Here is a 23706-nt window from a genome sequence, read left to right as displayed (position 1 = left end):
GGCCGAGGTGACGTCGACGCCCCTCAGAACCGCGACGCCACCAGCTTCGTATCCGCCCACTGCCACGCCGCCGCGTGCCGGCGCTCGGTGTCCGCGGCGGCGTCCTTGAGCTTTAGCTTGCGCTGCGCCTGCGCCAGGCCGTACAGCGACCAGCCGTTCTCCGGGAAGCGCTTGAGGTCCGCCTCGTACACCGCGACGGCTTCCTTCGCCTGCCCCGCATCGAGCAGCGCCGCGCCGAGGAACGGGCGCACCGGCAGCGGCCAGTCCGGCGGCTCGTTGTAGTTGAGCAGATCCTCGGCGGCGACCGCCTTCCGCAACGATGCCAGTCCCGATTTCGTCTGCTTCGTCGCCAGCGCGATCTCGCCCGCGAGCATGTGCTGCGCCACGTCCAGCACGCGGTCGGCGCGATTGATATCCCACAGCACCACCTTCTCCATCGCCGGATCCTGCGCGATCGCCTGCAGCGCCTTGAGCTCCTTCTTCGCGTCGCCGGGCTTGCCGGTGCGCACCAGCGCCATGCCGCGCGCGAAGTGCCAGATCGCCTTCGGATACGGCACGTCCGACGGCGGCGCCTCCGCGTCGAGGATCTGCTGCCACTCGCCGAACCGCACGCGCGCGAACAGCGGCGCGACGATGAACTGCTGCATGAAGTTCATCGCTTCCAGTTGCTGGGCGTCCACGCGCTGCGCGGTCTGGTCGGCGGCTTCGAGCGCGAGTGTGCGCGAGCCGTGCAGCGCCGCGGTCATCGCCGCGAAATGCCAGTTGTGCGGTACGTAACCCAGCGGATACGCGCCATTGCTGCCGCGACACACCGCCAGGAACGCCTTGTCGGCGGTGCTCGCGGCGAGGTTGCTCAAGGTCGCGTCGTGATAGCGGCCCACGCGGATGTAGACGTGCGCCGGCATGTGCACCAGGTGGCCCGAGCCGGGCGCGAGCGCGGCCAGGCGGTCGGCGTAGGGCTCGGCGCGCTGCGGCTCGTTGGAGGCTTCCACCGCGTGGATGTAGTAGTGCACCGCGCCGATGTGGCGCGGGTTGCGTTCGAGCACGCCTTCCAGCGTCGCCAGCAGCGTGTCGGTGTACTGCGTCGGCTGGCCCTGCGCGTTCCAGTACGCCCACGGCGTCAGGTCCATCAGCGATTCGGCGTAGAGCGTGGCGATGTCGTCGTCGCCGGGGAACCGGCGGTGCGCGTCGGCCATCGCCTTCGCGTAGGCTTCGTCGAGCGGCTTGCGGTCCTCCGGCGCGGGCGTGACGTAACGTTCGACCAGCGCGGCGATCAGCGCCTGATCGGCGGGCGTCGCGTTCTTCGACAACTGCTGCGCGCGCAGGGCGAGCGTGGTCGCGTCGGCCGCGAGATCGGGCGACATCGGCAGGTTGATGTTCGGCCCCAGCACCAGCGCCTGGCCCCACACGCACATCGCGCAGGTGGGATCCAGGCGTTCGGCCTCGGCGAAGGCGCGCGCGGCGGCCTCATGGTTGAAGCCGTAGGCCAGCCGCAGGCCCTGGTCGAAATAGCGCTGCGCCCCGGGCACCTTCGTGGCGATGTCGCGATGCAGCTCGCCGAAGGTGTCGAACAGCGGCGGCGCGTTGCCCTGCTGCGCCGCGTCCTCCTTCGGCACCGTGGGACACGCGGCGAGGGCGAGGCAGGCGAGGGCGAGGCTGGACAGGCGGATCAGCGGCGTCATGGCGCACTCCGGCGCGGGGGATATCAGGAAGAACAACGTGCCGCGCCAGCAGGGACGGTCACGCTTCCGCTCCTTCCCCGCCCCACGAACCGTTGCACCCGCAACCGTCGCGCCACCCCATGTTGCAGTGCGGTAGGCTCGCCGGATGACCCGACAACCGCCGCCCGCCGAGTCCGCCAACGACCCCCTCCGCGTCGTCGAGTTCGCCCCGCACGACGCCCTGCTGCGCGAGGACGTGAAAACCGTCGGCGCGCTCGTCGGCGACATCCTCGCCGAGCAGCGCGGCCCGCAGTTCCTCGCCGAAGTGGAGAACCTGCGCCGCGCGGCGATCCGCCGCCGCGAATCGAACGCACCAGTGTCCGAACTCGCGCAGGCGCTGGGCGGGGTCGATCTCGAACACGCCGGCGATCTGGTGCGCGCGTTCGCCACCTACTTCCAGGCGGTGAACGTCGCCGAGCGCGTACACCGCATCCGTCGTCGGCGCGATTACGAACGCCAGGGCGCGAACCGCCAGCCCGGCGGCCTGCGCGACGTGCTGGCGACGCTCGCCGCCCAGGGCGTCAGCCTGGAGGAAATGGTCGAACTGCTGCAGCGGTTGCGCATCGAGCCGGTGTTCACCGCGCATCCGACCGAAGCCGTGCGTCGCGCGCTGCTGGAGAAGGAGCGCCAGATCGTCACCTGCCTGATCGACGACATCGACCGCACGCGCACGCCGTACGAACATCGCGCGGACCTGGAACGCATGCGATTGGCGCTCACCACGAGCTGGCAGACGGCCGAGACGCCGCCGGTGAAGCCCAGCGTCGCCGACGAGTTCGAGCACGTCGGCTTCTACCTGTCCGACGTGCTCTATCGCGTGCTGCCGGTGTTCTACGAACTGTTCGAGGACGCGCTGCGCGAAACGTACGGCGAACACGTCGCGATGCCGACCGTGATCGGCTTCGGCACCTGGGTCGGTGGCGACATGGACGGCAATCCGAATGTCGGTGCCGACACCATCGCCGCGACGCTCGCCGGCCAGCGCTCGCTGGTGCTTCGTGCGTACCGGCAGGAAGTCGCGGCGCTGGGCGAACTGCTGAGCCAGTCGCTGGAACGCATCGGCGTGGCCGGCGCGGTGCTCGCGCGCATCGAGGAATACCGCTATCTGTTGCCCAAGGCGGCCGCCGCGCTGAAGCCGCGCCATGCGGACATGCCGTACCGCAACCTGCTCGCGCTGGTGGCGGCGCGATTGCGCGCGACCGCGGAGGACCACGTCAACGGTTATCCGGACGCAGCCGCGTTCCTCGCCGACATCCGCATGATCGAAGACAGCCTGCGCGAGCACCATGGCGAACACGCCGGCGGCCATGCGGTGCGGCGTTTGCGGCGTCGCGTGGAATGCTTCGGCTTCCACCTGGCGAGCCTGGACCTTCGCCAGGATTCGGCGACGCACGACGCGGCGCTCGCCGAAGTGCTCGGCGATGCGGAATGGGAAACGCGTTCGCGCGAGGAACGCGCGCAACGCCTGCATCGCCTGCTCGACGGCAGCGAACCGGTGCGCGGCGTAGGCAACGGCAGCGCGCGCCCGACGCTGGACGTGTTCCGCGCGGTCGCGCGACTGCGGCCGCGCTACGGCGCGCAGGCGTTCGGGCCGTACATCGTCAGCATGAGCCGCAGTGCGGCCGACGCTCTCGCCGTGCTGGCGCTCGCGCGCGTGGCCGGTTGCGTCGACGGCGATGGCCGCGTGCCGCTCGACGTCGCACCGCTGTTCGAAACCGTGGACGACCTCGATGCGGCAAGCGAAACGCTGCGCGCGTTGTTCGCCGATCCGGTGTACCGCGCGCACCTGGCCGCGCGCGGGAACCGCCAGGTGGTGATGCTCGGCTATTCCGACAGCGCGAAGGACGGCGGCATGCTCGCCTCGCGCTGGGCGTTGCAGCGCACCCAGATCGCGCTGGCCGAGCTCGCGCGCGAAAGCGGCGTGCGCATCGCGTTCTTCCACGGCCGCGGCGGTTCGATCAGCCGCGGCGGCGGCAAGACCGAGCGCGCGGTGATCGCCGCGCCGCGCGGTTCGGTCGACGGCTACCTGCGTCTGACCGAGCAGGGCGAGGTGATCCATCGCAAGTACGGCATCCGCGCGATCGCGTTGCGCAACCTCGAACAGGCGACCGGCGCCGTGCTGCGCGCGACGTTGCGCCCGCGTCCGCCGGAGCCGCGCGAAGCTCGCTGGCGCGAGATCGCCGGCGAACTCTCGCGCGACGCGCGCGCGCACTACCGCGCGCTGGTGCACGAGAACCCTGACTTTCCCGCGTATTTCCGTGCCGCCACGCCGATCGACGTGATCGAACGGTTGCGCATCGGCTCGCGTCCGAGCAAGCGCGCGGGCTCCGGCGACGTCGGTTCGCTGCGTGCGATCCCGTGGGTGTTCGCGTGGTCGCAGAATCGCGCCGGGCTGACCGCGTGGTACGGCGTCGGCACCGCGCTGCAGCGCGCGCTGGACACGCACGGCCGCGACACGCTGGCCGAGATGGCGCAGGACTGGCCGTTCTTCGGCACCTTGATCGACGACCTGGAAATGATGCTCGCCAAATCCGATCCGGGCATTTTCGAGCGTTACTCGCTGCTGGCCGGCGAGCTGCACGCGCGGTTCCATCCGGGCATCGCGGAGGAGTTCGAACGCACCCGCGACGCGGTGCTGGCGATCAAGGGCAGCGGCGAGCTGCTGGCGGGCGATTACCGGCTGCGGCAGTCGATCCGGTTGCGCAATCCGTACGTGGATCCGATCAGCCTGCTGCAGGTGGACCTGCTGGCGCGGTGGCGCGAGGCGGGGCGACCGGACGACGCGCTGTACCAGGCGCTGGTGGCGACGGTGAACGGGATTTCGGCGGGGATACAGAACACCGGATGAGTCGCGCTGCGCGACTCATCCGATGTCGATGGGCGATGTCCCCTGGAAGACGACTCTTTTGTAGCCCGGGGGTAAGCGAAGCGCACCCGGGGACGTGGTCGCCTTTCCAACCCGGGTGCGCTTCGCTTGCCCGGGCTACAACAGCGCAGGCGTCGCGCACGACCTGAACCATTCAGGTACACCCGCGCCGTTTCACGCGTCCCGCTCCCGCGCCGGCGTATTCTCGAATCGCCGTCACCGCGGGAGCCGGCCATGAAACGTTCCGTTCCCATTCTTCTCGCCGTCTCGCTAATCGCGGGATGCGCCACCACGCCGGCCGTGTTCACCGACTACGACCCGGCCGTGAACTTCGGGCAGTACCAGACGTACCGGTGGACGCAGCGGCCGGAAGGGTTCTCGCCGCTGCAGACGCAACGCCTGGTCGCCGCCATCGACGCGAAGCTGCGCGAGCGCGGATGGACGCAGTCGACCAACGCGCAGGTCACGCTCGCCGGCACGATCGTCACCGAGCGCCGCATGCGCATCGACACCTGGGACACCGGTCCGATGTGGGGCGGCTGGGGTTGGGGGCGCTGCTGCTGGGGCCCGGGCTGGGGCGCGTGGGGAAGCTTCAACACCACCACCACCGTACGCGATTACACCTACGGCACGATCGTGCTCGACATGTTCGACGCGCAGACGCAGCGGCCTCTGTGGCGCGGGATCGCCATGGGCACCGTGCCCGAATCGCCCGTCGCCCAGACCAACGCCATGCAGTTGAGCGTGGACCGCATGTTCGCGCAGTTCCCGCCGACGTCGGCGGCGGCGCGGATGCCCTGAGGAACAGGAAACGAGGGGTGAGGGACGAGAACCTGGAGAGCGAACACCGGTTTCTCGTTCCTCCTCGCCTCTTCCTGCCATGCCGTATACTCCACCCCAGTACCCAGCTGGGCTGCCGACGTGCCGCATTCCCCTGAAGAAAAGAAGCGCGTCCAGGCCCGCATCCGCCGCATCAAGGGCCAGGCCGAGGCGCTCGAACGCGCGCTCGACGCCGGCGCCGACTGCGGTGCGGTGCTGCAACAGATCGCGGCCATCCGCGGCGCGGTGAACGGGCTCATGTCCGAAGTGCTGGAAGCGCACATCCGCGAGGAATTCGGCCACGCCGCGACCTCCGCGCAGCAGCGCGAGGCGCGCGTGGCCGAACTCGCCGGACTGGTCCGCTCGTATCTGAAGTAGCCGCATCGCACGAACCTCGTTCCCCCGTTCCCACGCCATTCCAGGAGTCGCCATGAAATCCCGTGCCGCCGTCGCCTTCGCCGCAGGGCAGCCCTTGCAGATCGTCGAAATCGACGTCGCGCCGCCCAAGGCCGGCGAGGTGCTGGTGAAGATCACCCACACCGGCGTGTGCCACACCGACGCGTTCACGCTCAGCGGCGACGATCCGGAAGGCCTGTTTCCGTGCGTGCTCGGCCATGAAGGCGCGGGTGTCGTGGTCGAAGTGGGCGAGGGCGTCACCAGCGTGAAGCCGGGCGACCACGTGATTCCGCTGTACACCGCCGAATGCGGCGAATGCCTGTTCTGCAAGTCCGGCAAGACCAACCTGTGCGTCGCCGTGCGCGCGACGCAGGGCAAGGGCGTGATGCCCGACGGCACCACGCGCTTCTCGTACAACGGCCAGCCGCTGTACCACTACATGGGCTGCTCGACCTTCAGCGAATACACCGTCGTCGCCGAGGTCTCGCTGGCGAAGATCAATCCCGAGGCGAACCACGAGCACGTCTGCCTGCTGGGCTGCGGCGTGACGACCGGCATCGGCGCGGTGCACAACACGGCGAAGGTGCAGGAAGGCGACAGCGTCGCGGTGTTCGGCCTGGGCGGCATCGGTCTGGCGGTGATCCAGGGCGCGCGCCAGGCGAAGGCCGGCCGCATCATCGCCATCGACACCAATCCGTCGAAGTTCGAACTCGCGCGCAGCATGGGCGCGACCGACTGCGTGAATCCGAAGGATCACGACAATCCCATCCAGCAGGTGATCGTCGAGATGACCGGCTGGGGCGTGGACCATTCCTTCGAATGCATCGGGAACGTCAACGTGATGCGCGCCGCGCTGGAATGCGCGCATCGCGGCTGGGGCCAGTCGGTGATCATCGGCGTCGCCGGCGCAGGGCAGGAGATCAGCACGCGTCCGTTCCAGCTGGTCACCGGGCGCAAGTGGATGGGCACGGCGTTCGGCGGCGTGAAGGGCCGCACGCAGCTGCCGGGCATGGTCGAGGACGCGATGCGCGGCGACATCGAACTCGCGCCGTTCGTGACCCACACGATGCCGCTGGACGAGATCAACGAGGCGTTCGACCTGATGCATGAGGGCAAGTCGATCCGCAGCGTGATCCACTACTGAAAGCCGTGATTCGTGAAGCGTGATTCGTGATTGGAAAGAGCACGGATCCCGCTTCACGGCGCGAAGATCATCACGATCACGAATCACGAATCACGAATCACGAATCACGAATCACGAATCACGAATCACGAATCATGGACCGCATCGAACACCGCGCCTGCTTCGGCGGCTGGCAACACGTCTACCGCCATCACTCGACTTCGCTCGACTGCGAGACGACCTTCGGCGTCTACCTGCCACCGCAGGCCGAGCAGCGGTCGTGTCCGGTGCTGTACTGGCTGAGCGGGCTCACCTGCACCGAGCAGAACTTCATCACCAAGGCCGGCGCGCAGCGGTATGCGGCGGAGCACGGCGTGATCCTGGTCGCGCCCGACACCAGCCCGCGCGGGCCGGGTGTCGCCGATGCGGACGGCTACGACCTCGGCGTCGGCGCGGGCTTCTACGTCGACGCGACGCAGGCGCCGTGGTCCGCGCATTACCGCATGTTCGACTACGTCTCGCGCGAGCTGCCGGCGTTGATCGAGGCGCAGTTCCCCGCGACCCAGGCGCGTTCGATCAGCGGGCATTCGATGGGCGGCCATGGCGCGCTGGTCGTCGCGCTGAAGAATCCGGGGCGCTATCGCAGTGTGTCGGCGTTCTCGCCGATCGTCGCGCCGACGCAGGTGCCGTGGGGGCAGAAGGCGTTCGCGGCGTACCTGGGCGAGGACCGCGAGGCGTGGAAGGCGTGGGATACGACGGCGCTGATCGCGTCGGCGACCGAACGCCTGCCGCTGCTGGTCGACCAGGGCGAGGCCGACGAATTCCTCGCCACGCAGCTGCAGCCGCAGCGCCTGCGCGAAGCCTGCGAGGCGGCCGGGCATCCGCTCGAACTGCGCATCCAGCCGGGCTACGACCACAGCTACTACTTCATCGCCAGCTTCATCGGCGATCACATCGCGCATCACGCCGCGGCGCTGAAGGCGTAGTCGTCAGGCCAGCGTGAAGTCGGTATAGGCGAAGCGGCCGTCGCGCAGCACCGTTTCGCCCTCGCACACCCGCAACGGGGCGCGGAACATCGGCCCTTCGTATACGAGCGTGTGGAACTCGCCGTTCTCGCCGCACGGGTCGCAGCCGTCGGGCAGGTCGGCGAACAGCGTCGCATCGAACGCGCGACCGGCGAAACGCGCGTCGAGTTGCTGCGTGTCGATGCAGCACAGGCGGGCGCGCAGGCCACCGTCGATCATCGCGCGGCCGAGTTGCGCGGTGTCGTGTCCGAACAGCGGCGTGTCGATGCGCCAGCCGTGCGCGCCGCACGTCGCCTCGCGCCATGCACGGATGTCGGCGAGGAACAGATCGCCGAACGCGATGGTGTCCAGGCCGGGCCACTGTTCCCGCGCCCGCGACAGGGCATCGGCGAAGGCCGCTTCATACGTGGCGTTGTCGCACTGCGGCGGAATGCGCGCCTCGATCAGCGGCAATCCGGTGGCCTGCGCCTGCGCATGCAGCACCTCGCGGCGGATGCCCTGCATCGACACGCGCTCGTAACCTTCGGTCACGGTGGTCAGCAGGCCGACGACGTCGTCGCCGCGCTCGCGCATGAAATGCAGCGTCCACGCGGCATCCTTCCCGCCGCTCCAGGACAACAGGCGTGCGCTCATGCGGCCGTGACGTCGCGCAGCTCCCACGCGCTGCCCGCGAGCCAGCGCAGCCGCTGGCGCAGGATCTCGCCGCCGATGCGCGTGGTCGCGACCAGGTCGACGTGCAGGTCGTCCTGCGCGCCCTGCACGACGGCGCCGGGATCGGTTTCGCCGAGCGCGGGATCGATCGCGTCGGGATCGTCCTGCTTCGACTTCCAGCGTTCGAACAGCGACGGCTCGCGCAATGCGGACTGCAACTGTTCGGCGAAGCCTTCCGGACTGACCGCGGTGAAAGACAGCGACGGATCGCCGCCGCGCGCGCGTTGCGCGTCGGGCAGGCGGATGTAGTAGCGCGTGGCCATCGTGGGTCTCCTTCTCGGAAACCCTTAGTTTAGGGTTGGGCCGGTCCGGCGGGCGTGATGGTTGAGGAACGAGCGGAGAGGAACGAGAGACGGAAAGGCGCGAGCGGTGTTCCTGCTCGTTTCCCGTTCCGCGCCGCTTCGCCTCAACCCGCGAACTTCTGCCCTTCCGCCGCGAAGCCGACGACGACCGCGCCCTTGCCGACGTTCACCATGCCCGTCAGGCTCATCACGCTTTCGAACAGCTCCACGTTGTTCGACGCGCACGCATCGCGCAGGCGTTCGTAGCCGGGCAGCGCGCGCAGGCCGTCGAGTTCGCCGCCGTAGCTCAGGCACATCGTGGGCGTGAGCAGTTCGTTGCGCTCCACGCGCTGGGCGACATGTTCGAACAGCTTCTGCACCGCCGGTTCGAATCCCTTGATCTTCGCCACCGGGCCGGTCTCGCCGCGATTGGCGTGCAGGATCGGCTTGATGTCCAGCGCGCTGCCGAGCGCCGCGCTGAGCAGGCCGACGCTGCGATCGCCCTTGGCGCGCGCGCGATTGCGCAGGTAGTAGAGATCGGGCGGCACCATGTAGCCCTGCGTGTGCAGCGCGAGGTGTTCCAGGCGTGCGCGGATCTTCGGCGCGCCTTCGCCCGCGGCGCGCAGGCGGATGGCTTCCACCGCCGTGACGCCCTGCGCGGCGAACAGGTTCTGCGTATCGACCACGCGCAAGGCGAACGGCGTCGCGTTGCCGGCGGCGGCACGCACGGCCTTGTAGTCGTTGAGGATGGCGAAGCTCGCCTGCTGCGCGTTGTCGAAGATCGGGCTGCGCGTCTTCGTGATGGTCATGCAGAAGACGTAGTCGTAATCGATCACCAGCCGCTGCAGGAACAGGTCCTGGATCTGCTGGACCGTGTACGGCATGGTCTGCGCTTCATGGCCGCGCTCGGCGACGTGCGCGTGCAGGAACTCCAGGGTGGCCTGTTCGTCGCGATGGTCGGCGAGCACCGCCTCGCCGATGCGTACGGTGATCGGCAGCACGGTGACCTCGTGCTGTTCCAGGTAATGCAAAGGCAGGTCGCAGGCGGAGTCGACAACGAGTCCGATGCGCATGGTTCCCCTCCCGGAATGAGCGCTGGCGTCGAAGTGTGACGGCCAGCATACCCTTTCCGCGATGGAAGTCCGTGTGGCGCCGCCGCATGACGCTGCGCGTCAGCGTCGGCGCTGCAACCCCACCGGGAGTTCGCTGACGCGGCGCATTTCCTCGTCCTGCAGCAGGGCCGGGTCGGAGATCGTGGCCAGGGCGAAGTCGAACGAGTCGTTGCCCCAGAACAGCTCGCTGCCCACCGCCAGCGTCGGCACGCCGTAGACGCCGGCGGCGATCGCGATGTCGGTGTTGGCGCGCAGTGCGGCCTTGGTGGCGTCGGATTCGAGCGCTTCGGCCGGGACGTCCAGCGCGGCCATCACCGGCACCAGCGCCTCGACGCTGTCGCCGGCGCGGCCCTGGTTCCAGATCCAGTCGAACACCGAATCCACCGCCTCGGGCCTGTTGCCGGCGGCGATGCTCAGCCGCAGCGAGGCCAGCGGGTTGAACGGATGCGCCGGCGGGAAGCGCAGCGGCACGCCGGCCTGGCGCGCGAGCCACAACACGTGGCGATAGGTGAACTCACGTTTGCCGGGGATTTCGGCGGGGCCCTTCTGCCCGCGCGCATCGAGCACCGCGGCGAACACGATCGGCACCAGCCGCACCGGCGCGCCCGCGGCCTCGCGTTCGCGCAGCAGCGGTTTCAGCCGTTGCCACTGCAGGTAGGAGAACGGCGAGATGAAGTCGAAATACCAGGTCAGCGGCGCGTCCATGCGGTGCTCCCTCAGTGCCAGGCGCCCAGGATCAGCCCGTACAGGCTGAACTGCGCGATGTGGTAGCCGGCGTCGATCATCCACAGCTTCAGGCTGCGCTGGGCGAAGGCGTAGTTGATGCCGAAGCTCATCGCCACGAAGAACAGGCCGACCACGAAGCCGGCACCGAACCCGTCCGCGGCGGTCGCGGTGGGCGGCAGGAAGTTGGCGAACATCACCGCCGACAGCAGGCTGCACACGAAGGCGGTGGCGAAGATGCGCTTCGGATGGCCGGGCTTGCGGTCCGGATCGATGCCGGCCTCGCGGCACCAGGCGCGCTGGAACAGCGGGCCGTACCAGATGCCGCCGAGGACGAAGGCGGAGACGGCGGCGGAGATCGCGGCGAGCCAGTTGAAGTCGACGTGGGGCAGGGGCGGCATGGTGATGTCCTGTGCGTGGCGCGCCGGTGGGCGGTCCGAGGCGGTCAGGATAAGCCGGCGTCGGTGCGCCGGCGAAACCGGAGCCTCATCGATCGAAAGCGAAGCAAACGACCGGCGTCATCCCGGCGAACGCCGGGCCCAGGCCCGCCCTCTCGAGCCATGCCGACGTTCTTGTAGCCCGGGTAAGCGAAGCGCACCCGGGGTGAGCGAAGTGGTCGCGCCCCCGGGTGCGCTTCGCTTACCCGGGCTACAAAGGCTGTTTGTTCGGCGACGCAGGGCAAGTCAAACCGAAAGTGCAGCGATGCATCGGGTCTTCGGAGTTGACGCTCCGTCACCCCTCACCCCAACCCCTCTCCCGATGAGAGAGGGGCTAGCAGCGGGCTGGTATCAGGAGCAGGGCTCAAGCACTCACCGACCCGACGCCGGATACGCCCGCGGCAACCCACCCTCCGCCGCCGGCGATGCCGTGCGCAGGTAACGGTCGCGCAGTTCCGTCTGGCGGCTGCGCATCTCGATCGCGCGGCCGTCCATCCACACCTGCAACGCCACTGCGTTCACTTCGAGCGGATCGCCGCTCCACATCACCAGGTCGGCGCGCTTGCCCGGGGCGATGCTGCCGAGACGATCGGCGACGCCGAAGGTTTCCGCCGGCACGCGGGTCAGGCCCGCGAGGCCGTCGTCCCACGGCAGCCCGTTGGCGACCGCGTTGCCCGCCAGTTGGCGGATCTTGCGCGCGTTGTGCGAGGCATCGCCGGCCTGGGTGAAGCCGACCTGCACGCCCGCCGCGCGCAGGCGCGCCGCGTTCTCCATCGTGGAGCCGAGCTTGTCGAAATCCGAAGGCAGGTTGCCCAGCGGATTGACGAACACCGGCACCTTCGCCGACGCGAGCATCGGCGCCACGCGCCACGCCTCCGCGCCGCCGGCGATGGCCACGCGCACGCCGTGGCGCTGCGACCAGCGCAGCAGCTGGCGGATGTCGGCGGCGCGATCGACCGACACGACCACGCGACCGCCGCCGTTGAGGTACTTCGCCAGCGCGGCGCGGCCGGCCGGCGTCAGCAGCGCGGCGTTCGCGTCGGGCGGGATGCGCCCGCGCACTTCGTCGATCAGCTGGTCGAGGATCATCCATTGCGCCGCGCGCGAATTGCCCGACAGCCCGGCCGCATCGCCGCCGATGCGCAGGAACAGCTCGCGCGGGCCGATCGGATCGGCACTGCCGTCAAGGCGCACGATGCCGCCCTGGCCGGCGACGATCGAACCGCCCGCCGCGGTACCGGCGCCGAGCAGGGTCCAGCCGATGCCTTCGATGCGCGTGACCGGGACCAGGATCGAATCCGGGTTGTACGCCAGCGTCACGTCGAACTCCGGCCGCACCGTCATCTGCTTGGTGTCGGCGCCGAGCGCGAGCGTGTCGTCGACGGTGTCCTTCTCGCCGGAGACTTCCTCCAGGCCGATCTCCGTGATGCCGCCGAACAGCGTCGGCGTCACCGGCCGGCCCTGCGCGTCGATCACCTGAGCGCCGGCCGGTGCCGACAGACCGGTGCCGACCGCGCGGACGGTGCCGCCGGACACCAGCACGTCCGCGTTCTTCAACGTGCCCTGTGCCGTTGCGGTATGCACGGTGGCGTTGCGGATCAGCAGCTCCTGCGCGCCGGCGCCCACCGACGCCAGCAGCAGGCCGATCAGCAGGAAGCTGCGCGTCGGCGAAACCCACCGCGACCAGCCGCCGTCGTGCTCGCAGCAGGCCAGTTCGAAGGTGTCGGCCGGGCGGTTGTGCCGCGAACGGCGGAACTCGATGAAACGCCTCACTGCACACCTCCCGTGCTGCTGCCGGCCGCGGCGCCCTGGCCCAGCATGAAGTCCGACACCGGCTGGCGCGAACGGTCGTTGCGGTCGAACACGCGCGCGCCGTCGATGTACACCTGCTCGGCGTGCGCGTAGACGCTGAAGGGATTGCCGTTCCACACGACCACGTCGGCCATCTTGCCCGGCTCCAGCGTGCCGGTTTCGGCCTCGATGCCCAGCGACTTCGCCGCGTTCTGCGTCATCCAGCGGATCGCGCGCTCGGGCGGGATGTCCATGCCGGCGAGCTTCGCGTGCGCCATCACCTTCGCCGCTTCCTGGTTGAGGCGCTGGATGCCTTCCTCCGAATCCGAATGCACGATCGCGCAGCTGTTGGGCGGGCGATCGACCAGGGCGATGTTTTCCTGGATGCCGTCGAAGGCTTCCATCTTGAAGCCCCACCAGTCGGCCCACAGCGCGCCGCAGACGTTCTCGGCGGCGAGGCGGTCGGCCAGCTTGTAGGCCTCCACGCCGTGGTGGAACGCGGCGACCTTGAAGCCGAATTCCTTCGCCAGGTCGAGCATCACCGCCATCTCGTCGGCGCGGTAGCAGTGGATGTGCACGCGGATGTCGCCGTTGATCGCGCCCGCCAGCGTGTCGAGCTTGAGGTCGCGCTTGCCGCCGGTGTCCTTGTCGCTCTCGCCGGCGTCGTTGGCCGACTGCCACCAGCGGCGCTTCTTCTCCGGCTCGTCCTTCTTCTTGCCGCCGTTTTTGGTGAGGTATTCGCTGGCGTCGATGAACGCCGCGCGGTAGCCGGCGACGTTGCCCATGCGCGTGGCCGGGCCGCTCTTGCCGCCGTAGACGCGCTTGGGGTTCTCGCCGCAGGCCATCTTCAGGCCCCACGGCGCGCCCGGGAATTTCATGCCCTGGTAGGTCGTGGCGGCGACGTTCTTCAGCGTCACGCCGCGGCCGCCGATCAGGTTCGCGCTGCCGGGCAGCACCTGCAGCGACGTGATTCCGCCGGCGAGCGCCGCGGCGAAGCCCGGGTCCTGCGGCCACACCGAATGCTCGGCCCACACGTTCGGGGTCACCGGCGCGGTCATCTCGTTGCCGTCGCTGTGCGCGCTGACGCCGGGGCTGGGATAGACGCCCAGGTGCGAGTGCACGTCGATCAGGCCCGGCGTCACCCACTTGCCGGTGCCGTCCACGCGCGTCGCGCCGGCCGGCGCCTGCAGCCCAGTGCCGACCGCGACGACCTTGCCGTCCTGCAGCAGGACGTCGGCGCCATCCAGCCGCTGGCCGGTGCCGGTCAGCACGGTCGCGCCGGAAATCAGCACCGGCGCGGCGGCGATGCGCTGGTAGGTGCTCGGATACGGGTCTTCGGTGAAGCGGGAGGCCGGCGACTTGGCCGACGTGTTGGCCTGCGAATCGGGCGGCGCGGCGTGCGCGGCGCCGATCGCCAGCGCCGCGATCAGCGCGGCGGCGAGTGGTCGAAGCATGGAGGTCCCCGGGAAAGTGCGGCTCACAACCTTCGCACCGTAGCCGTGCCGGCGACACCCTGCCAACCCTGACGATGGTCATGGGCGGCGTGACACAATGCCCGATTAGGCGCCATACGTCGGCGTCTTGCGACACACACAACTACAAGAGGAGCAAACCCCGATGAAAGACAAGGAACAGATCGTCGACAACTGGCTGCCGCGCTACACCGGCGTGCCGCTCGACCAGTTCGGCGAGCACGTCCTGCTGACCAATTTCGGCGGCTACGTGAACATCTTCTCGCGCATGACCGGCGCGCCCGTGGTCGGCCTGGACCGCCCGATGCCCAGCTGCACGCACGATGGCATCACCATGATCAACTTCGGCATGGGCAGCCCGAATGCCGCGACGATCATGGACCTGCTCAGCGCCGTCTCGCCCAAGGCGGTGCTGTTCCTGGGCAAGTGCGGCGGGTTGAAGAAGAAGAACCAGCTGGGCGACCTGATCCTGCCGATCGCCGCGATCCGCGGCGAAGGCACCAGCGACGACTACCTGCCCCCGCAGGTGCCCGCGCTGCCGGCCTTCGCGCTGCAGCGCGCGGTGTCGACGATGATCCGCGACCTCGCGCTGGACTACTGGACCGGCACCGTCTACACCACCAACCGCCGCGTGTGGGAACACGACGACGCCTTCAAGGAGCGCCTGCGCGCGATGCGCTGCATGGCCATCGACATGGAAACGGCGACGATCTTCGCCGCCGGCTTCGCCAACCGCATTCCCTGCGGCGCGCTGCTGCTGGTGTCGGACCAGCCGATGATCCCCGAAGGCGTGAAGACCGAAGCGTCGGATGCGCGCGTCAGCGCCGACTACGTCGCCAACCACATCAACGTCGGCATCGAGGCGCTGAAGCTGATCCGCCGTAACGGCAAGTCGGTGCGCCACCTGCGTTTCGACGAATAGGGTCGGGAAAGACGAAGGCCGGCGCATGCCGGCCTTCGCTGTCGCGCCCCAACGTCGGGGTGGTGTCAGTCGCACACCATCTGCCAGTCGTACGTCTGCGTGTCCTCGTCGAACACCTGTTGCGCGACGCACGCGGGCGCGGTCGCCTGCGATTCGTCGAACGTGGACAGCGAGGTGGTTAGCGAATCCGGCGCGATCGCCTTGCGGACGCCGCAGATCTTCGCGATGGGGGGCATCGGCACGCCCGACGGCTGGCAGTAGACGCGGGCCGGGGTGCAGACGAGGAAGCAATCGTAGCTGTAGGCGATGGCATGGCCGGGAACGAACAGGCCTACCAGCGACAGGGCGAGGAGCAGCTGTTTCATGGGATTTCCCTCAGGGGATGGGAAGCGGAGCAGGGTCCGGGTGCGGCGTGTGCGAGCGTAGCGAAGGCCCTGTGGGCCGGGAACGAAGGTCGCCGGTTCAGTCTTGTGGAGACCGCGTCAACGCGCCGTCGAGGCTCCCGGCCGTAATCGCGCCGCTCCTGTATTCAGACGGCCAGCGCGGCCCCGGAACGGCCAACCCCACCTGAATCGTCATCTTTCCGACTCCGGCACGAGGTCGCAGTGCATGCGACCTCCCGCGGGCACACTGTGTCCTCGAAATCAGGGAGAACGGGGGAGGGCGATCATGGACAACCTGCTTTACCTGGCGCTTGGCGCCGCATTGACCTGGGCGTTCTACTTCGTCCAGCGCCGCGTCGAGAAACGCAGCGCGGTGGAGGCGATCGAGCGCAACCAGAAACTGCTCGACCTCAAGCAGGGGCTCGACGAATCCAACACCAACCTCGACGACCTGCGCCACTTCGAGCAGCGACTGATCGGCAAGGCCGAAACGGCGGCGCGCATCGCCGACAACTACTTCACCAAGGCCGAGGAAGTGGCGCGACAAAGCGACGATGCCGCCGTCACCCAGCGCGACATGAACCAGCAGGCGCTGGAGGAATTCCATCGTGCCGATGCGCGGCTGGCGACGGTGGTGACGCACCTGCGGCGACAGCTCGACGACGAAACGCTCGCGGTGTTCGACGACGCGCACCGCAGCTGGCTGCAGTTCCGCGACCGTTACGCGCGTTTCGTCTCGCAGTCCTACGCCGGCGGCGCGGTCCGCCCGCTGATCCACGCCGTGACGCTGGAGAGCATCACCGAGTTGTGGAGCAACGAGTTGGAGACGCAGCTGGGGGATGAGTCGTTGTGAGTGGTTGAGCCCCTCTCCCTCCGGCGACCGGAGGGAGTGCAGAGCGGAGAGAGGTTGGGGTGAGGGTCGGGACGAGCGATGCAGCTCGCACTCGCGATGCCGAAGCTCTTTCCCGGCGGCAGCGAGGCAGGGACGGGCGAAGGCCGAAACACGCCGCGCATGAAGTCATCCCCCAGGCCGAAGGTAAGACATCGGGAACCCCCCGCAAGCCCAATCCCCGACCCCAACACACGCAATCCCCCGACACCCACCCTCCCCCCGACTTCGTTACGCTCCCCACACCCCCAATCCAACACGACGATGCCGACGACCCCGCAGGACCTCCTCGCCTTCTGGCACGACGCCGGGTACGACCGCTGGTTCGGGCGCGACGACGCGTTCGACGCGCGCTGCCGAAGCGATTTCCTCGACGCGCATTTCGCCGCCGCGCGGCGCGAACTCGACCACTGGATGGACACCGCCGAAGGTGCGCTCGCGCTGACGATCCTGCTCGACCAGATCCCGCGCAACGTCTTCCGCAACACCGGGCATGCGTTCGCGACCGATTCCCTCGCAAGGCATTACGCCGGTCGCGCGATCGACCGCGGCGACGACCTCGCCGTCCAGCCGCTGCTGCGTCCGTTCTTCTACATGCCTTTCGAACATTCCGAAGCGATGGCCGACCAGGAGCGCTCCGTCGCGCTCGCATCGACGCTGGAAGGCGAATCCGGACGCGCCTATCTCGATTACGCTCGCCGGCATCGCGACGTCATCGCGCGCTTCGGCCGGTTCCCCCATCGCAACACGATCCTGGGGCGCGAATCGACGCGCGAGGAACAGGCCTACCTCGACGCGGGAGGCGGATTCTGACGCCAAAAAGAAAACGCCGTAGCCGTGGACGCGGGGTCCGGGGAGCGGCTACGGCGTTCGGGAAAGCGATGCGGCGAACGCCGACGCTTTCAGCCTAGGCGGTGCGGTGCGCCGTTTGCGGCGTGGTGCGGCGAACGGTGACGCGGATGCGGCGAAGCGAGCGCTTCGCCGCACTCCGGGGCGGGTGGGTGGATCGGGATCGAGCCCGTGCCGCGGATCAGTACTTCGGAATCGCGGCGTCGAAGTCGGCCCAGGCGTCGATGCCACCGACGACGTTGTAGACCTCACGGAAGCCCAGGCCGCGGAAGTGCTCGGCCGCCTGCTGGCTGCGTCCGCCGTGATGGCACAGGAACGCGATCGGGGTGTCCTTCGATAGGGACTGCAGCGCCTCGATGCCGTGGTCGAGCGTATCGAAAGCCACCGGCGCGGCGGCGAGGGCGCGTTCATCGGCCGGGCGCACGTCCACCAGTCGCAACGCGCCGGCGCGCACGCGCGCGTCGACTTCGTGCGGGCTGATCGAACGCACCGCCGGCGCGGCCAGCGGGTGATGCACGGACAGGCCGCGACCGCGTTCGTCGTCGACCCAGTCGATGCTGATGCCGTCGGCGCGGCGCACCTGCAGCGCATCGGTCTGGAGGCGCACGCCTTCGATCTCGATGGCCACCGCGTTGGCGTCGATCGGCGCCAGCTGCAGGCGCACGTTGTAGCGCGCGTCGATGTCGATCTGCACGGCGTACCCGCCGCCGGCGTTGTCGATCGCGCTGCGCAGCATGTCCAGCGCCTCGGGCGTGATGGTGAACTCCGGCGGGCGGCGATCCGGCGGCGGCAAACCGAGCGCGCTGTGCAGCTCGCCACTGCCGGCCATCTGCTCGACGATGTCGCTGCCGCCGACGAGCTCGCCGTCGATGTACAGCTGCGGGATCGTCGGCCAGTTGCCGTACTGCTTGATGCCCTCGCGGATCTCCGCGTCGGCCAGCACGTTCACGTGCGCGTAGCCCTGCGGGAGCAGCGCGTTGAGCACGCCCACGGCCTTGGCCGAGAACCCGCACTGCGGCGCTTCGGGCGCGCCCTTCATGAACAGGACGACGCGGTTGGACTGCAGCAGGGTTTCGATGCGCGAACGCAGCGCGGGGTCGAGCGACATGGCGGGTTACCGGATGGGAATGGGGTGCATGTGGGGGCGGCGGCGGGGTTTGGCAAGGCGGGCGGGCGCCTCACCGGCGAAAGCTGGGACCGATCACCGCCATCCCGGCGGAGGCGGGGTTCCAGGTCCGTGAGCATTACCATTTCGGTCATGAGCGCCTCTTCCCTCCACCAGCCTCCCCGCCATCCGCACGCCTGGTCCTGGCTGTTCGCCGCTTCCCAACTCGCGGTCGTCGCGATCTGGTGGCTCTGGGGCTGGAAGGCCGGCTTGCCGGCGCTTCTGATCACCCACGCCACGCTGGTCTGGGCGACGTTGCATCCGCGCTCGCGCCTGCTGAGTCCGGTGCTGAGCCGATTGCCCACCGATCAACACCTCGTCTGGCTCACCATCGACGACGGCCCATCCGACGACACGCGGCCGATGCTCGACCTGCTCGACGCACACGACGCGAAGGCGACGTTCTTCCTCGTCGGCGAACGTGCCCAGGCGCGGCCGGACCTGGTGACCGAGATCGTCCGCCGCGGTCACGGCATCGGCCAGCACAGCCACACGCATCCGCAGGCGTGGTTCTGGGCGTTGCCGCCGCGGGCGATGCGCGCGCAGATCGACCAGGCGCAGTCCGCGCTCACGTTTCTCAGCGGGACGCGCCCGCACTGGTTCCGCGCGGTGGTGGGGATGGCGAACCCGTTCGTCGCCGCATCGCTCAAGCGTCACAGTCTGGCGCGCGTCGCGTGGTCGGCGCGCGGGTACGATGCGGTGCTACGCGATCCGGCCAGCGTCGTCGCGCGTATCGAACGCGATCTCGCGCCAGGCGCGATCGTCCTGCTGCACGAAGGCGCCGCGCACGGACGCAATGTCGAAACACTGGCGACGTTGCTGGTGCGGTTGAAGGCGCTCGGGTTCGGGACGGTGTTGCCGGAGGAGCTCGATGCCGCGTTGGTAGCCCGGGTGCGCGAAGCGCACTCGGGGTAAGTCGCGCCGATCGTTGCCCGCCGCGGGTGCGCTCCGCTTACCCGGGCTACAAGAGCAGACTCAAACGTCGCGCGTCGCCACGATCCGGAAATTGTTGAACGGCGTATTCCCGCGCAGCGACACGAATTCCGAACGCAGCCCCGCCGCATCGAAACGCGCGCGCAGCATCTCCGCATCGGGATAGTGGATCGGCGCGGCGTTCATCCAGCCCACGACCTTGGCGAACACATCCACGGCCCGCGTGACCTGCGCGCGATGGCTGCCGTCGGCGAGCCCCGTGCGGATCACCAGCTTCGCGCCCGGTTCCAGCATCGCGATACATGCGTCGATGGCGCGCACCTGCGCGTCTTCGGGCACGAACTGCATCACGTCCAGCAGCGCGACGCTGCCGCGATGCGACGGCAGCTGCGCGCCGAGGTCCGCCGTGCCGAATTCCACGCCCTCGAGCCCGCAGCGCCGCGCCGCGCCGCGTGCGCGTTCGATCTTCCCCGCATCGTTGTCGTAGCCGCGATACGCCATCGTCTGCCCGTCGCCGCGCAGGGCGTGCGCGAGCAGGCCCAGGCCGCAGCCGATGTCCAGCAGCGGTGCGCGCGTACCGCGCAGCACGTCGCACACGCCCGGATACAGCGGATCGGTGCCGAGCTTGGTGCGCGCGTAGTAGTAGTCGTAGCGCCGGTACCAGCGCGGCAGGAACGCGCGCGCGATGTCGTTCGCGCGCTGCGGCGGAAGCGGGCGGACTGCGAGGCCGTCGGCGTTCACGTCGTCGGCTCCTCAGCGTTGCAGCAGCGAACGCGCGACCGGCAACGCCTGCGCGGTCCACAGCGTGTACATCGACGCGGACGGATGCAGGCCGTCGTCGGCGAGCATCTCCGGCTCCGCGCCGCGCTCGCGCGACACCGGCGTGATGTCGACGAACGCGACCCCGTGCGCCTCGCACACGACCTGCGTGGCGGCGTTGTAGGCGTCGAGTTCGGTGGCGATCTGCTCCGGCGTCGACTTCGTCGTCTTCACGAACGGCGTCACGCCCCAGTCGGGAATCGACAGCACCAGCACGCGATCGGCGCGCCCGCGCGCGTAGCGGATCGCACGCTGCAGCAGGGTTTCGAACTCGCCGCGATAGTCGATGGCGCTGCGACCGCGGTACTGGTTGTTCACGCCGATCAGCAGCGTGACGAAATCCCATTCGCCCAGCGGCTCGGCGCCGTCGATGCCCCAGGCCAGCTCGTCGGTCGTCCAGCCGGTGGTGGCGATGATGCGTGGATCGGCCAGCGCGATGCCTTCCTCGCGCAGCTTCGCGGCCAGCTGCACCGGCCAGCGACCGCTTTCGGGCACGCCTTCGCCGATGGTGTAGCTGTCGCCCAGGGCGAGGAACGACAGCGCGGGGGCGGGCGCGCTCGCCATCAGGCCACCGCGGCCCGCGCGTCGGACTGCGCGTAGCGGTCGAGCAGGCGTTCGATGCGCCGGAACACTTCGCGCAGATCGTCCGGCTGCGGCAGCAGCGTCACGCGGAAGTGGTTGCGATAGGGCACGTTGAAACTGGAACCCGGCACGACGAGGACATCCTCGGTCTCCAGCAGTTCCAGCGCGAAACGATGATCGTCGAAGCCTTCCGCCGCCGCGCCGGTCACCGCCGGGAACGCATACAGCGCGCCGGCCGGCGCGACGAGTTCGAGGTGGCGGCTCTGCTCGATGCTTTCGATCACGGCGCGGCGCGCTTCGAACAGTCGGCCGCCCGGTGCGCACAGCGGCGCGATCGTGTCCTCGCCGTGCAGCGCGGCTTCGATCGCGAACTGGCCCGGTACGTTCGCGCACAGGCGCAGCGCACCGAGCAGGTCCATCGCGTGGTGCAGGTTGCCGCTGGCGACCGGATCGCCCGACAGCACCGCCCAACCCACGCGCCAGCCGCAGGCGCGATGCACCTTGCTCAGGCCGCTGAAGCTCAGGCACGGCAGGTCGCCGGCGATCGGCGCGATCGGCGTGAACGCGGCTTCGTCGTAGAGGATCGAGTCGTAGATCTCGTCGCACATCAGCAGCAGCTTGTGGCGCTGCGCGACGGCGACGATGCGCTCCAGCAGCTCGCGCGGATACGCGGCGCCGGTCGGGTTGTTCGGGTTGATCAGCACGATCGCCCGCGTGCGGTTCGACACCAGCGACGCGATTTCCTCCGGATCGGGCAGGAAGCCGTTTTCCGGCAGGCAGCGGTAATACACCGGACGGCCGTCGTTGAGGATCGTCGCCGCCGACCACAGCGGGTAGTCGGGCGAGGGCAGCAGCACTTCATCGCCCGGATTCAGCAGCGCGCGCAGCGACAGGTCGATCAGCTCGCTCACGCCGTTGCCGACGAACACGCGTTCCGGGCTCGCGTTCGGCGTGCCGCGCTGCTTGTGGAACGCGGCGATCGCCTCGCGCGCCTGCGGCAGGCCCTGCTGGTGGGTGTACGGATCGGTGTCGGCGATGCGGTCGGCGATCGCGCGCTGCAGGTGCTCCGGCGCGCGGAAGCCGAACGCGCCCGGGTTGCCGATGTTGAGCTTGATCAGCTTGCGCCCCTGGCCCTCCAGCTCGCGGGCTCGCCGTGCCAGTTCGCCGCGGATCTCGTAACGGACTTCGGACAGGCGTTCGCGGGTCTTCACGGGGGGCAGGGACATTGCGGCGGGGATTGGGGGTTCGGACGGCCAGACTAGCCGAAACCGGCGCCATCCACAGGGGAATCCGCTCGAAAACCGCGATCGGCGCGGCGATCTCCTTCGAAGCTTCCAACGCGGTCGCGCCGCCGATGCGTCCGCCGGCACCCACCGCGCGCGCGGCGCACTAGAATCCGGGCCCATGAGCCCCCGCGACCGCCGCCCTTGATGCCCACCTTCGACGACCTCCGCGCGATCGGCTGGCCGCTCCCCGCGGACGCGCCGGCGCCGGAGAGCGCGTCCGCCGCCGACCTGGAATGGCGCACCGTGATGGCGGCGCATCCGCAGGCCCGGCCGGCGCGGGTGATCGAACAGCACCGCAGCGGCTACGTCGTCGCGGACGGCCCGGACACCGGTTTCCCGGTCGAATCGCTGCCGCAATGGCAGCGCCCGCCGGGCTATCGCAAGGGCACGGTCACCATCGAGCAGCGTCCCGGCGTCGGCGACTGGCTGCTCATCGAAGGCAAGAAGGCGGTCGCGCTGCTGCCGCGCCGGAGCGCGATCAAGCGCGGCGCGGCCGGCGAGCACTACCAGCAGCAGCTGATCGCCGCGAACGTCGACACCGTCTTCGTCGTCTGCGGGCTGGACGCCGATTTCAACCCGCGCCGCATCGAACGCTACCTGCTGCTCGTGCGCGGCGGCGGCGTGGAGCCGGTGGTCGTGCTGACCAAGGCCGACCAGGCCGCTATGGCCGACACCGGCGCGGTGGACGATGCGATGGCGGCGCTGGTCGAACTCGCGGCGCAGGGCGTGGCCGTGCGCGCGGTGAATGCGAAGGAGGCGGACAGCGTCGCCGCGCTTGGCGAATGGCTCGGGCCGGGGCGCACGGCGGTGCTGATCGGCAGCTCCGGCGCGGGCAAGTCCACGCTGACCAACACGCTGCTGGGCATCGAGAAGATGAAGACCGGCGAGGTGCGCGAACACGATTCGCGCGGCCGCCACACCACCACGCACCGCGCGCTGATCCCGCTGCCCTCGGGCGCGTGCCTGATCGACACGCCCGGCATGCGCGAGCTCAAGCCCACCGGCGAGGAAGACGTCGCGGAGAATTTCAGCGACATCGAGGCGCTGGCCGAACAGTGCCGCTTCCGCGACTGCAAGCACGCGAAGGAGCCCGGCTGCGCGGTGCGCGCGGCGATCGAGGCCGGCAAGCTCGATCCGCAGCGCTTCGCCAACTACCTCAAGCTGAGCGAGGAAGTCGCCGGCGCGGCGAACCGCCTCGCCACGCGCCGCGCGCAGAAGGCCGAGGAGAAGGTGCAGGGCAAGGCGCTGAACAAGCGGCTGGATGAGAAGTATGGGCGGCACTGACCGCTCTCTTCCAGGCGCTTTTGCTCCCTCCCCTGCTTGCAGGGGCGAGGAGCGACGGTTGCGCGTCATGGCGCGCGTCGCGACGAACGCCACCGGGCCATGCCCGATGGCTGTGGG

The 23706-nt window shown here is 69.3% G+C and carries 23 protein-coding genes; 10 read left to right on the top strand and 13 right to left on the bottom strand.

Features of this window, described 5'->3' with window-relative positions; translation table 11 throughout:
• Positions 1-23: 23 nt before the first annotated feature.
• Positions 24-1682 carry a tetratricopeptide repeat protein gene (locus I4U41_RS17075; RefSeq protein WP_206862365.1) on the bottom strand — a complete coding sequence of 553 codons (1659 nt, stop codon included), beginning with the start codon at positions 1680-1682 and terminating at the stop codon, positions 24-26.
• A 145-nt stretch (positions 1683-1827) separates the two neighbouring features.
• Between I4U41_RS17075 and ppc the strand changes: the two genes are divergently transcribed.
• The 5 genes from ppc to fghA all read left to right on the top strand — a co-directional run bounded on the left by ppc (position 1828) and on the right by fghA (position 7911).
• On the top strand, positions 1828-4569 hold the full coding sequence (gene ppc, locus I4U41_RS17070) for a phosphoenolpyruvate carboxylase (protein ID WP_206862364.1): 2742 nt from the start codon (positions 1828-1830) through the stop codon (positions 4567-4569).
• 252 nt (positions 4570-4821) lie between these two features.
• Complete coding sequence (locus I4U41_RS17065; protein ID WP_206862363.1) at positions 4822-5388, top strand: DUF4136 domain-containing protein; 567 nt, start codon at positions 4822-4824, stop codon at positions 5386-5388.
• Positions 5389-5508: 120 nt separating this feature from the next.
• Complete coding sequence (locus tag I4U41_RS17060) at positions 5509-5784, top strand: metal-sensing transcriptional repressor (RefSeq protein ID WP_206862362.1); 276 nt, start codon at positions 5509-5511, stop codon at positions 5782-5784.
• Positions 5785-5836: 52 nt separating this feature from the next.
• The gene (locus I4U41_RS17055; RefSeq protein ID WP_206862361.1) at positions 5837-6946 is read left to right on the top strand and encodes an S-(hydroxymethyl)glutathione dehydrogenase/class III alcohol dehydrogenase; all 1110 of its coding nucleotides are present in this window, start codon (positions 5837-5839) and stop codon (positions 6944-6946) included.
• Between the two features lie 134 nt (positions 6947-7080).
• Entirely contained in the window at positions 7081-7911 is an 831-nt protein-coding gene (gene fghA / locus I4U41_RS17050; RefSeq protein ID WP_206862360.1) for an S-formylglutathione hydrolase, read from the top strand.
• Between the two features lie 3 nt (positions 7912-7914).
• Here fghA and I4U41_RS17045 read toward each other — a convergent pair whose 3' ends face one another.
• From I4U41_RS17045 to I4U41_RS17015, 7 genes are all read right to left on the bottom strand, one after another.
• A complete protein-coding gene (locus I4U41_RS17045; protein WP_206862359.1) occupies positions 7915-8583 on the bottom strand; it encodes an adenine nucleotide alpha hydrolase in 669 nt (222 codons plus the stop codon).
• Positions 8580-8924, bottom strand: coding sequence for a hypothetical protein (locus tag I4U41_RS17040; protein ID WP_206862358.1), 345 nt, complete (start codon positions 8922-8924; stop codon positions 8580-8582). Before I4U41_RS17040 ends, I4U41_RS17045 begins: the two co-directional genes overlap by 4 nt.
• A gap of 143 nt (positions 8925-9067) precedes the next feature.
• On the bottom strand, positions 9068-10015 hold the full coding sequence (locus I4U41_RS17035; protein WP_206862357.1) for a DegV family protein: 948 nt from the start codon (positions 10013-10015) through the stop codon (positions 9068-9070).
• 99 nt (positions 10016-10114) lie between these two features.
• Positions 10115-10759, bottom strand: coding sequence for a 2-hydroxychromene-2-carboxylate isomerase (locus I4U41_RS17030; RefSeq protein ID WP_206862356.1), 645 nt, complete (start codon positions 10757-10759; stop codon positions 10115-10117).
• Between the two features lie 11 nt (positions 10760-10770).
• Positions 10771-11178: a DUF1761 domain-containing protein gene (locus I4U41_RS17025; protein WP_206862355.1), complete on the bottom strand. Its 408-nt coding sequence runs from the start codon at positions 11176-11178 to the stop codon at positions 10771-10773.
• Positions 11179-11586: 408 nt separating this feature from the next.
• On the bottom strand, positions 11587-12867 hold the full coding sequence (locus I4U41_RS17020; protein WP_206862443.1) for an amidohydrolase family protein: 1281 nt from the start codon (positions 12865-12867) through the stop codon (positions 11587-11589).
• A 116-nt stretch (positions 12868-12983) separates the two neighbouring features.
• Positions 12984-14459, bottom strand: a complete 1476-nt coding sequence (locus I4U41_RS17015; protein WP_206862354.1) for an amidohydrolase — start codon at positions 14457-14459, stop codon at positions 12984-12986.
• Between the two features lie 163 nt (positions 14460-14622).
• Between I4U41_RS17015 and I4U41_RS17010 the strand changes: the two genes are divergently transcribed.
• The gene (locus tag I4U41_RS17010; protein WP_206862353.1) at positions 14623-15399 is read left to right on the top strand and encodes an AMP nucleosidase; all 777 of its coding nucleotides are present in this window, start codon (positions 14623-14625) and stop codon (positions 15397-15399) included.
• 65 nt (positions 15400-15464) lie between these two features.
• On the opposite strand, the gene I4U41_RS17005 is transcribed toward I4U41_RS17010, so the two are convergent.
• Entirely contained in the window at positions 15465-15764 is a 300-nt protein-coding gene (locus I4U41_RS17005; RefSeq protein WP_206862352.1) for a hypothetical protein, read from the bottom strand.
• A 304-nt stretch (positions 15765-16068) separates the two neighbouring features.
• Here I4U41_RS17005 and I4U41_RS17000 point away from each other — a divergent pair, with 304 nt between their 5' ends.
• On the top strand, positions 16069-16635 hold the full coding sequence (locus I4U41_RS17000; RefSeq protein ID WP_206862351.1) for a lysozyme inhibitor LprI family protein: 567 nt from the start codon (positions 16069-16071) through the stop codon (positions 16633-16635).
• 300 nt (positions 16636-16935) lie between these two features.
• Positions 16936-17484, top strand: a complete 549-nt coding sequence (locus I4U41_RS16995) for a DUF924 family protein (protein ID WP_206862350.1) — start codon at positions 16936-16938, stop codon at positions 17482-17484.
• A 217-nt stretch (positions 17485-17701) separates the two neighbouring features.
• On the opposite strand, the gene grxD is transcribed toward I4U41_RS16995, so the two are convergent.
• Positions 17702-18628, bottom strand: a complete 927-nt coding sequence (grxD, locus tag I4U41_RS16990; protein WP_206862349.1) for a Grx4 family monothiol glutaredoxin — start codon at positions 18626-18628, stop codon at positions 17702-17704.
• Between the two features lie 150 nt (positions 18629-18778).
• Here grxD and I4U41_RS16985 point away from each other — a divergent pair, with 150 nt between their 5' ends.
• Positions 18779-19600 (top strand): polysaccharide deacetylase family protein, encoded by an 822-nt coding sequence (locus tag I4U41_RS16985; protein ID WP_206862348.1) that lies wholly within the window; start codon positions 18779-18781, stop codon positions 19598-19600.
• A gap of 60 nt (positions 19601-19660) precedes the next feature.
• Here I4U41_RS16985 and I4U41_RS16980 read toward each other — a convergent pair whose 3' ends face one another.
• From I4U41_RS16980 to I4U41_RS16970, 3 genes are read right to left on the bottom strand one after another with little or no spacing between them, the layout of a single operon-like run.
• Positions 19661-20359 (bottom strand): methyltransferase domain-containing protein, encoded by a 699-nt coding sequence (locus tag I4U41_RS16980; RefSeq protein WP_206862347.1) that lies wholly within the window; start codon positions 20357-20359, stop codon positions 19661-19663.
• A 12-nt stretch (positions 20360-20371) separates the two neighbouring features.
• A complete protein-coding gene (locus I4U41_RS16975) occupies positions 20372-21001 on the bottom strand; it encodes an SGNH/GDSL hydrolase family protein (protein WP_206862346.1) in 630 nt (209 codons plus the stop codon).
• Positions 21001-22245: an aminotransferase class I/II-fold pyridoxal phosphate-dependent enzyme gene (locus I4U41_RS16970; RefSeq protein ID WP_206862345.1), complete on the bottom strand. Its 1245-nt coding sequence runs from the start codon at positions 22243-22245 to the stop codon at positions 21001-21003. The genes I4U41_RS16975 and I4U41_RS16970 overlap by 1 nt, the downstream gene beginning before the upstream one ends.
• Before the next feature lie 204 nt (positions 22246-22449).
• Here I4U41_RS16970 and rsgA point away from each other — a divergent pair, with 204 nt between their 5' ends.
• A complete protein-coding gene (gene rsgA, locus I4U41_RS16965; RefSeq protein ID WP_206862344.1) occupies positions 22450-23589 on the top strand; it encodes a ribosome small subunit-dependent GTPase A in 1140 nt (379 codons plus the stop codon).
• The last annotated feature ends 117 nt before the right edge of the window (positions 23590-23706 follow it).

It is taken from the genome of Lysobacter changpingensis (genome assembly GCF_017308985.1).
GTDB lineage: Bacteria > Pseudomonadota > Gammaproteobacteria > Xanthomonadales > Xanthomonadaceae > Lysobacter_J > Lysobacter_J changpingensis.
This window is presented reverse-complemented; position numbering and strand designations above follow the sequence as displayed.

Coding starts and splice junctions, on each gene's coding strand:
- I4U41_RS17075 (WP_206862365.1), bottom strand. CDS start 1,682: ATGACGCCGCTGATCCGCCTGTCCAGCCTCGCCCTCGCCTGCCTCGCC.
- ppc (WP_206862364.1), top strand. CDS start 1,828: ATGACCCGACAACCGCCGCCCGCCGAGTCCGCCAACGACCCCCTCCGC.
- I4U41_RS17065 (WP_206862363.1), top strand. CDS start 4,822: ATGAAACGTTCCGTTCCCATTCTTCTCGCCGTCTCGCTAATCGCGGGA.
- I4U41_RS17055 (WP_206862361.1), top strand. CDS start 5,837: ATGAAATCCCGTGCCGCCGTCGCCTTCGCCGCAGGGCAGCCCTTGCAG.
- fghA (WP_206862360.1), top strand. CDS start 7,081: ATGGACCGCATCGAACACCGCGCCTGCTTCGGCGGCTGGCAACACGTC.
- I4U41_RS17045 (WP_206862359.1), bottom strand. CDS start 8,583: ATGAGCGCACGCCTGTTGTCCTGGAGCGGCGGGAAGGATGCCGCGTGG.
- I4U41_RS17040 (WP_206862358.1), bottom strand. CDS start 8,924: ATGGCCACGCGCTACTACATCCGCCTGCCCGACGCGCAACGCGCGCGC.
- I4U41_RS17035 (WP_206862357.1), bottom strand. CDS start 10,015: ATGCGCATCGGACTCGTTGTCGACTCCGCCTGCGACCTGCCTTTGCAT.
- I4U41_RS17030 (WP_206862356.1), bottom strand. CDS start 10,759: ATGGACGCGCCGCTGACCTGGTATTTCGACTTCATCTCGCCGTTCTCC.
- I4U41_RS17025 (WP_206862355.1), bottom strand. CDS start 11,178: ATGCCGCCCCTGCCCCACGTCGACTTCAACTGGCTCGCCGCGATCTCC.
- I4U41_RS17015 (WP_206862354.1), bottom strand. CDS start 14,459: ATGCTTCGACCACTCGCCGCCGCGCTGATCGCGGCGCTGGCGATCGGC.
- I4U41_RS17010 (WP_206862353.1), top strand. CDS start 14,623: ATGAAAGACAAGGAACAGATCGTCGACAACTGGCTGCCGCGCTACACC.
- I4U41_RS17005 (WP_206862352.1), bottom strand. CDS start 15,764: ATGAAACAGCTGCTCCTCGCCCTGTCGCTGGTAGGCCTGTTCGTTCCC.
- I4U41_RS17000 (WP_206862351.1), top strand. CDS start 16,069: ATGGACAACCTGCTTTACCTGGCGCTTGGCGCCGCATTGACCTGGGCG.
- I4U41_RS16995 (WP_206862350.1), top strand. CDS start 16,936: ATGCCGACGACCCCGCAGGACCTCCTCGCCTTCTGGCACGACGCCGGG.
- grxD (WP_206862349.1), bottom strand. CDS start 18,628: ATGTCGCTCGACCCCGCGCTGCGTTCGCGCATCGAAACCCTGCTGCAG.
- I4U41_RS16985 (WP_206862348.1), top strand. CDS start 18,779: ATGAGCGCCTCTTCCCTCCACCAGCCTCCCCGCCATCCGCACGCCTGG.
- I4U41_RS16975 (WP_206862346.1), bottom strand. CDS start 21,001: ATGGCGAGCGCGCCCGCCCCCGCGCTGTCGTTCCTCGCCCTGGGCGAC.
- I4U41_RS16970 (WP_206862345.1), bottom strand. CDS start 22,245: ATGTCCCTGCCCCCCGTGAAGACCCGCGAACGCCTGTCCGAAGTCCGT.
- rsgA (WP_206862344.1), top strand. CDS start 22,450: ATGCCCACCTTCGACGACCTCCGCGCGATCGGCTGGCCGCTCCCCGCG.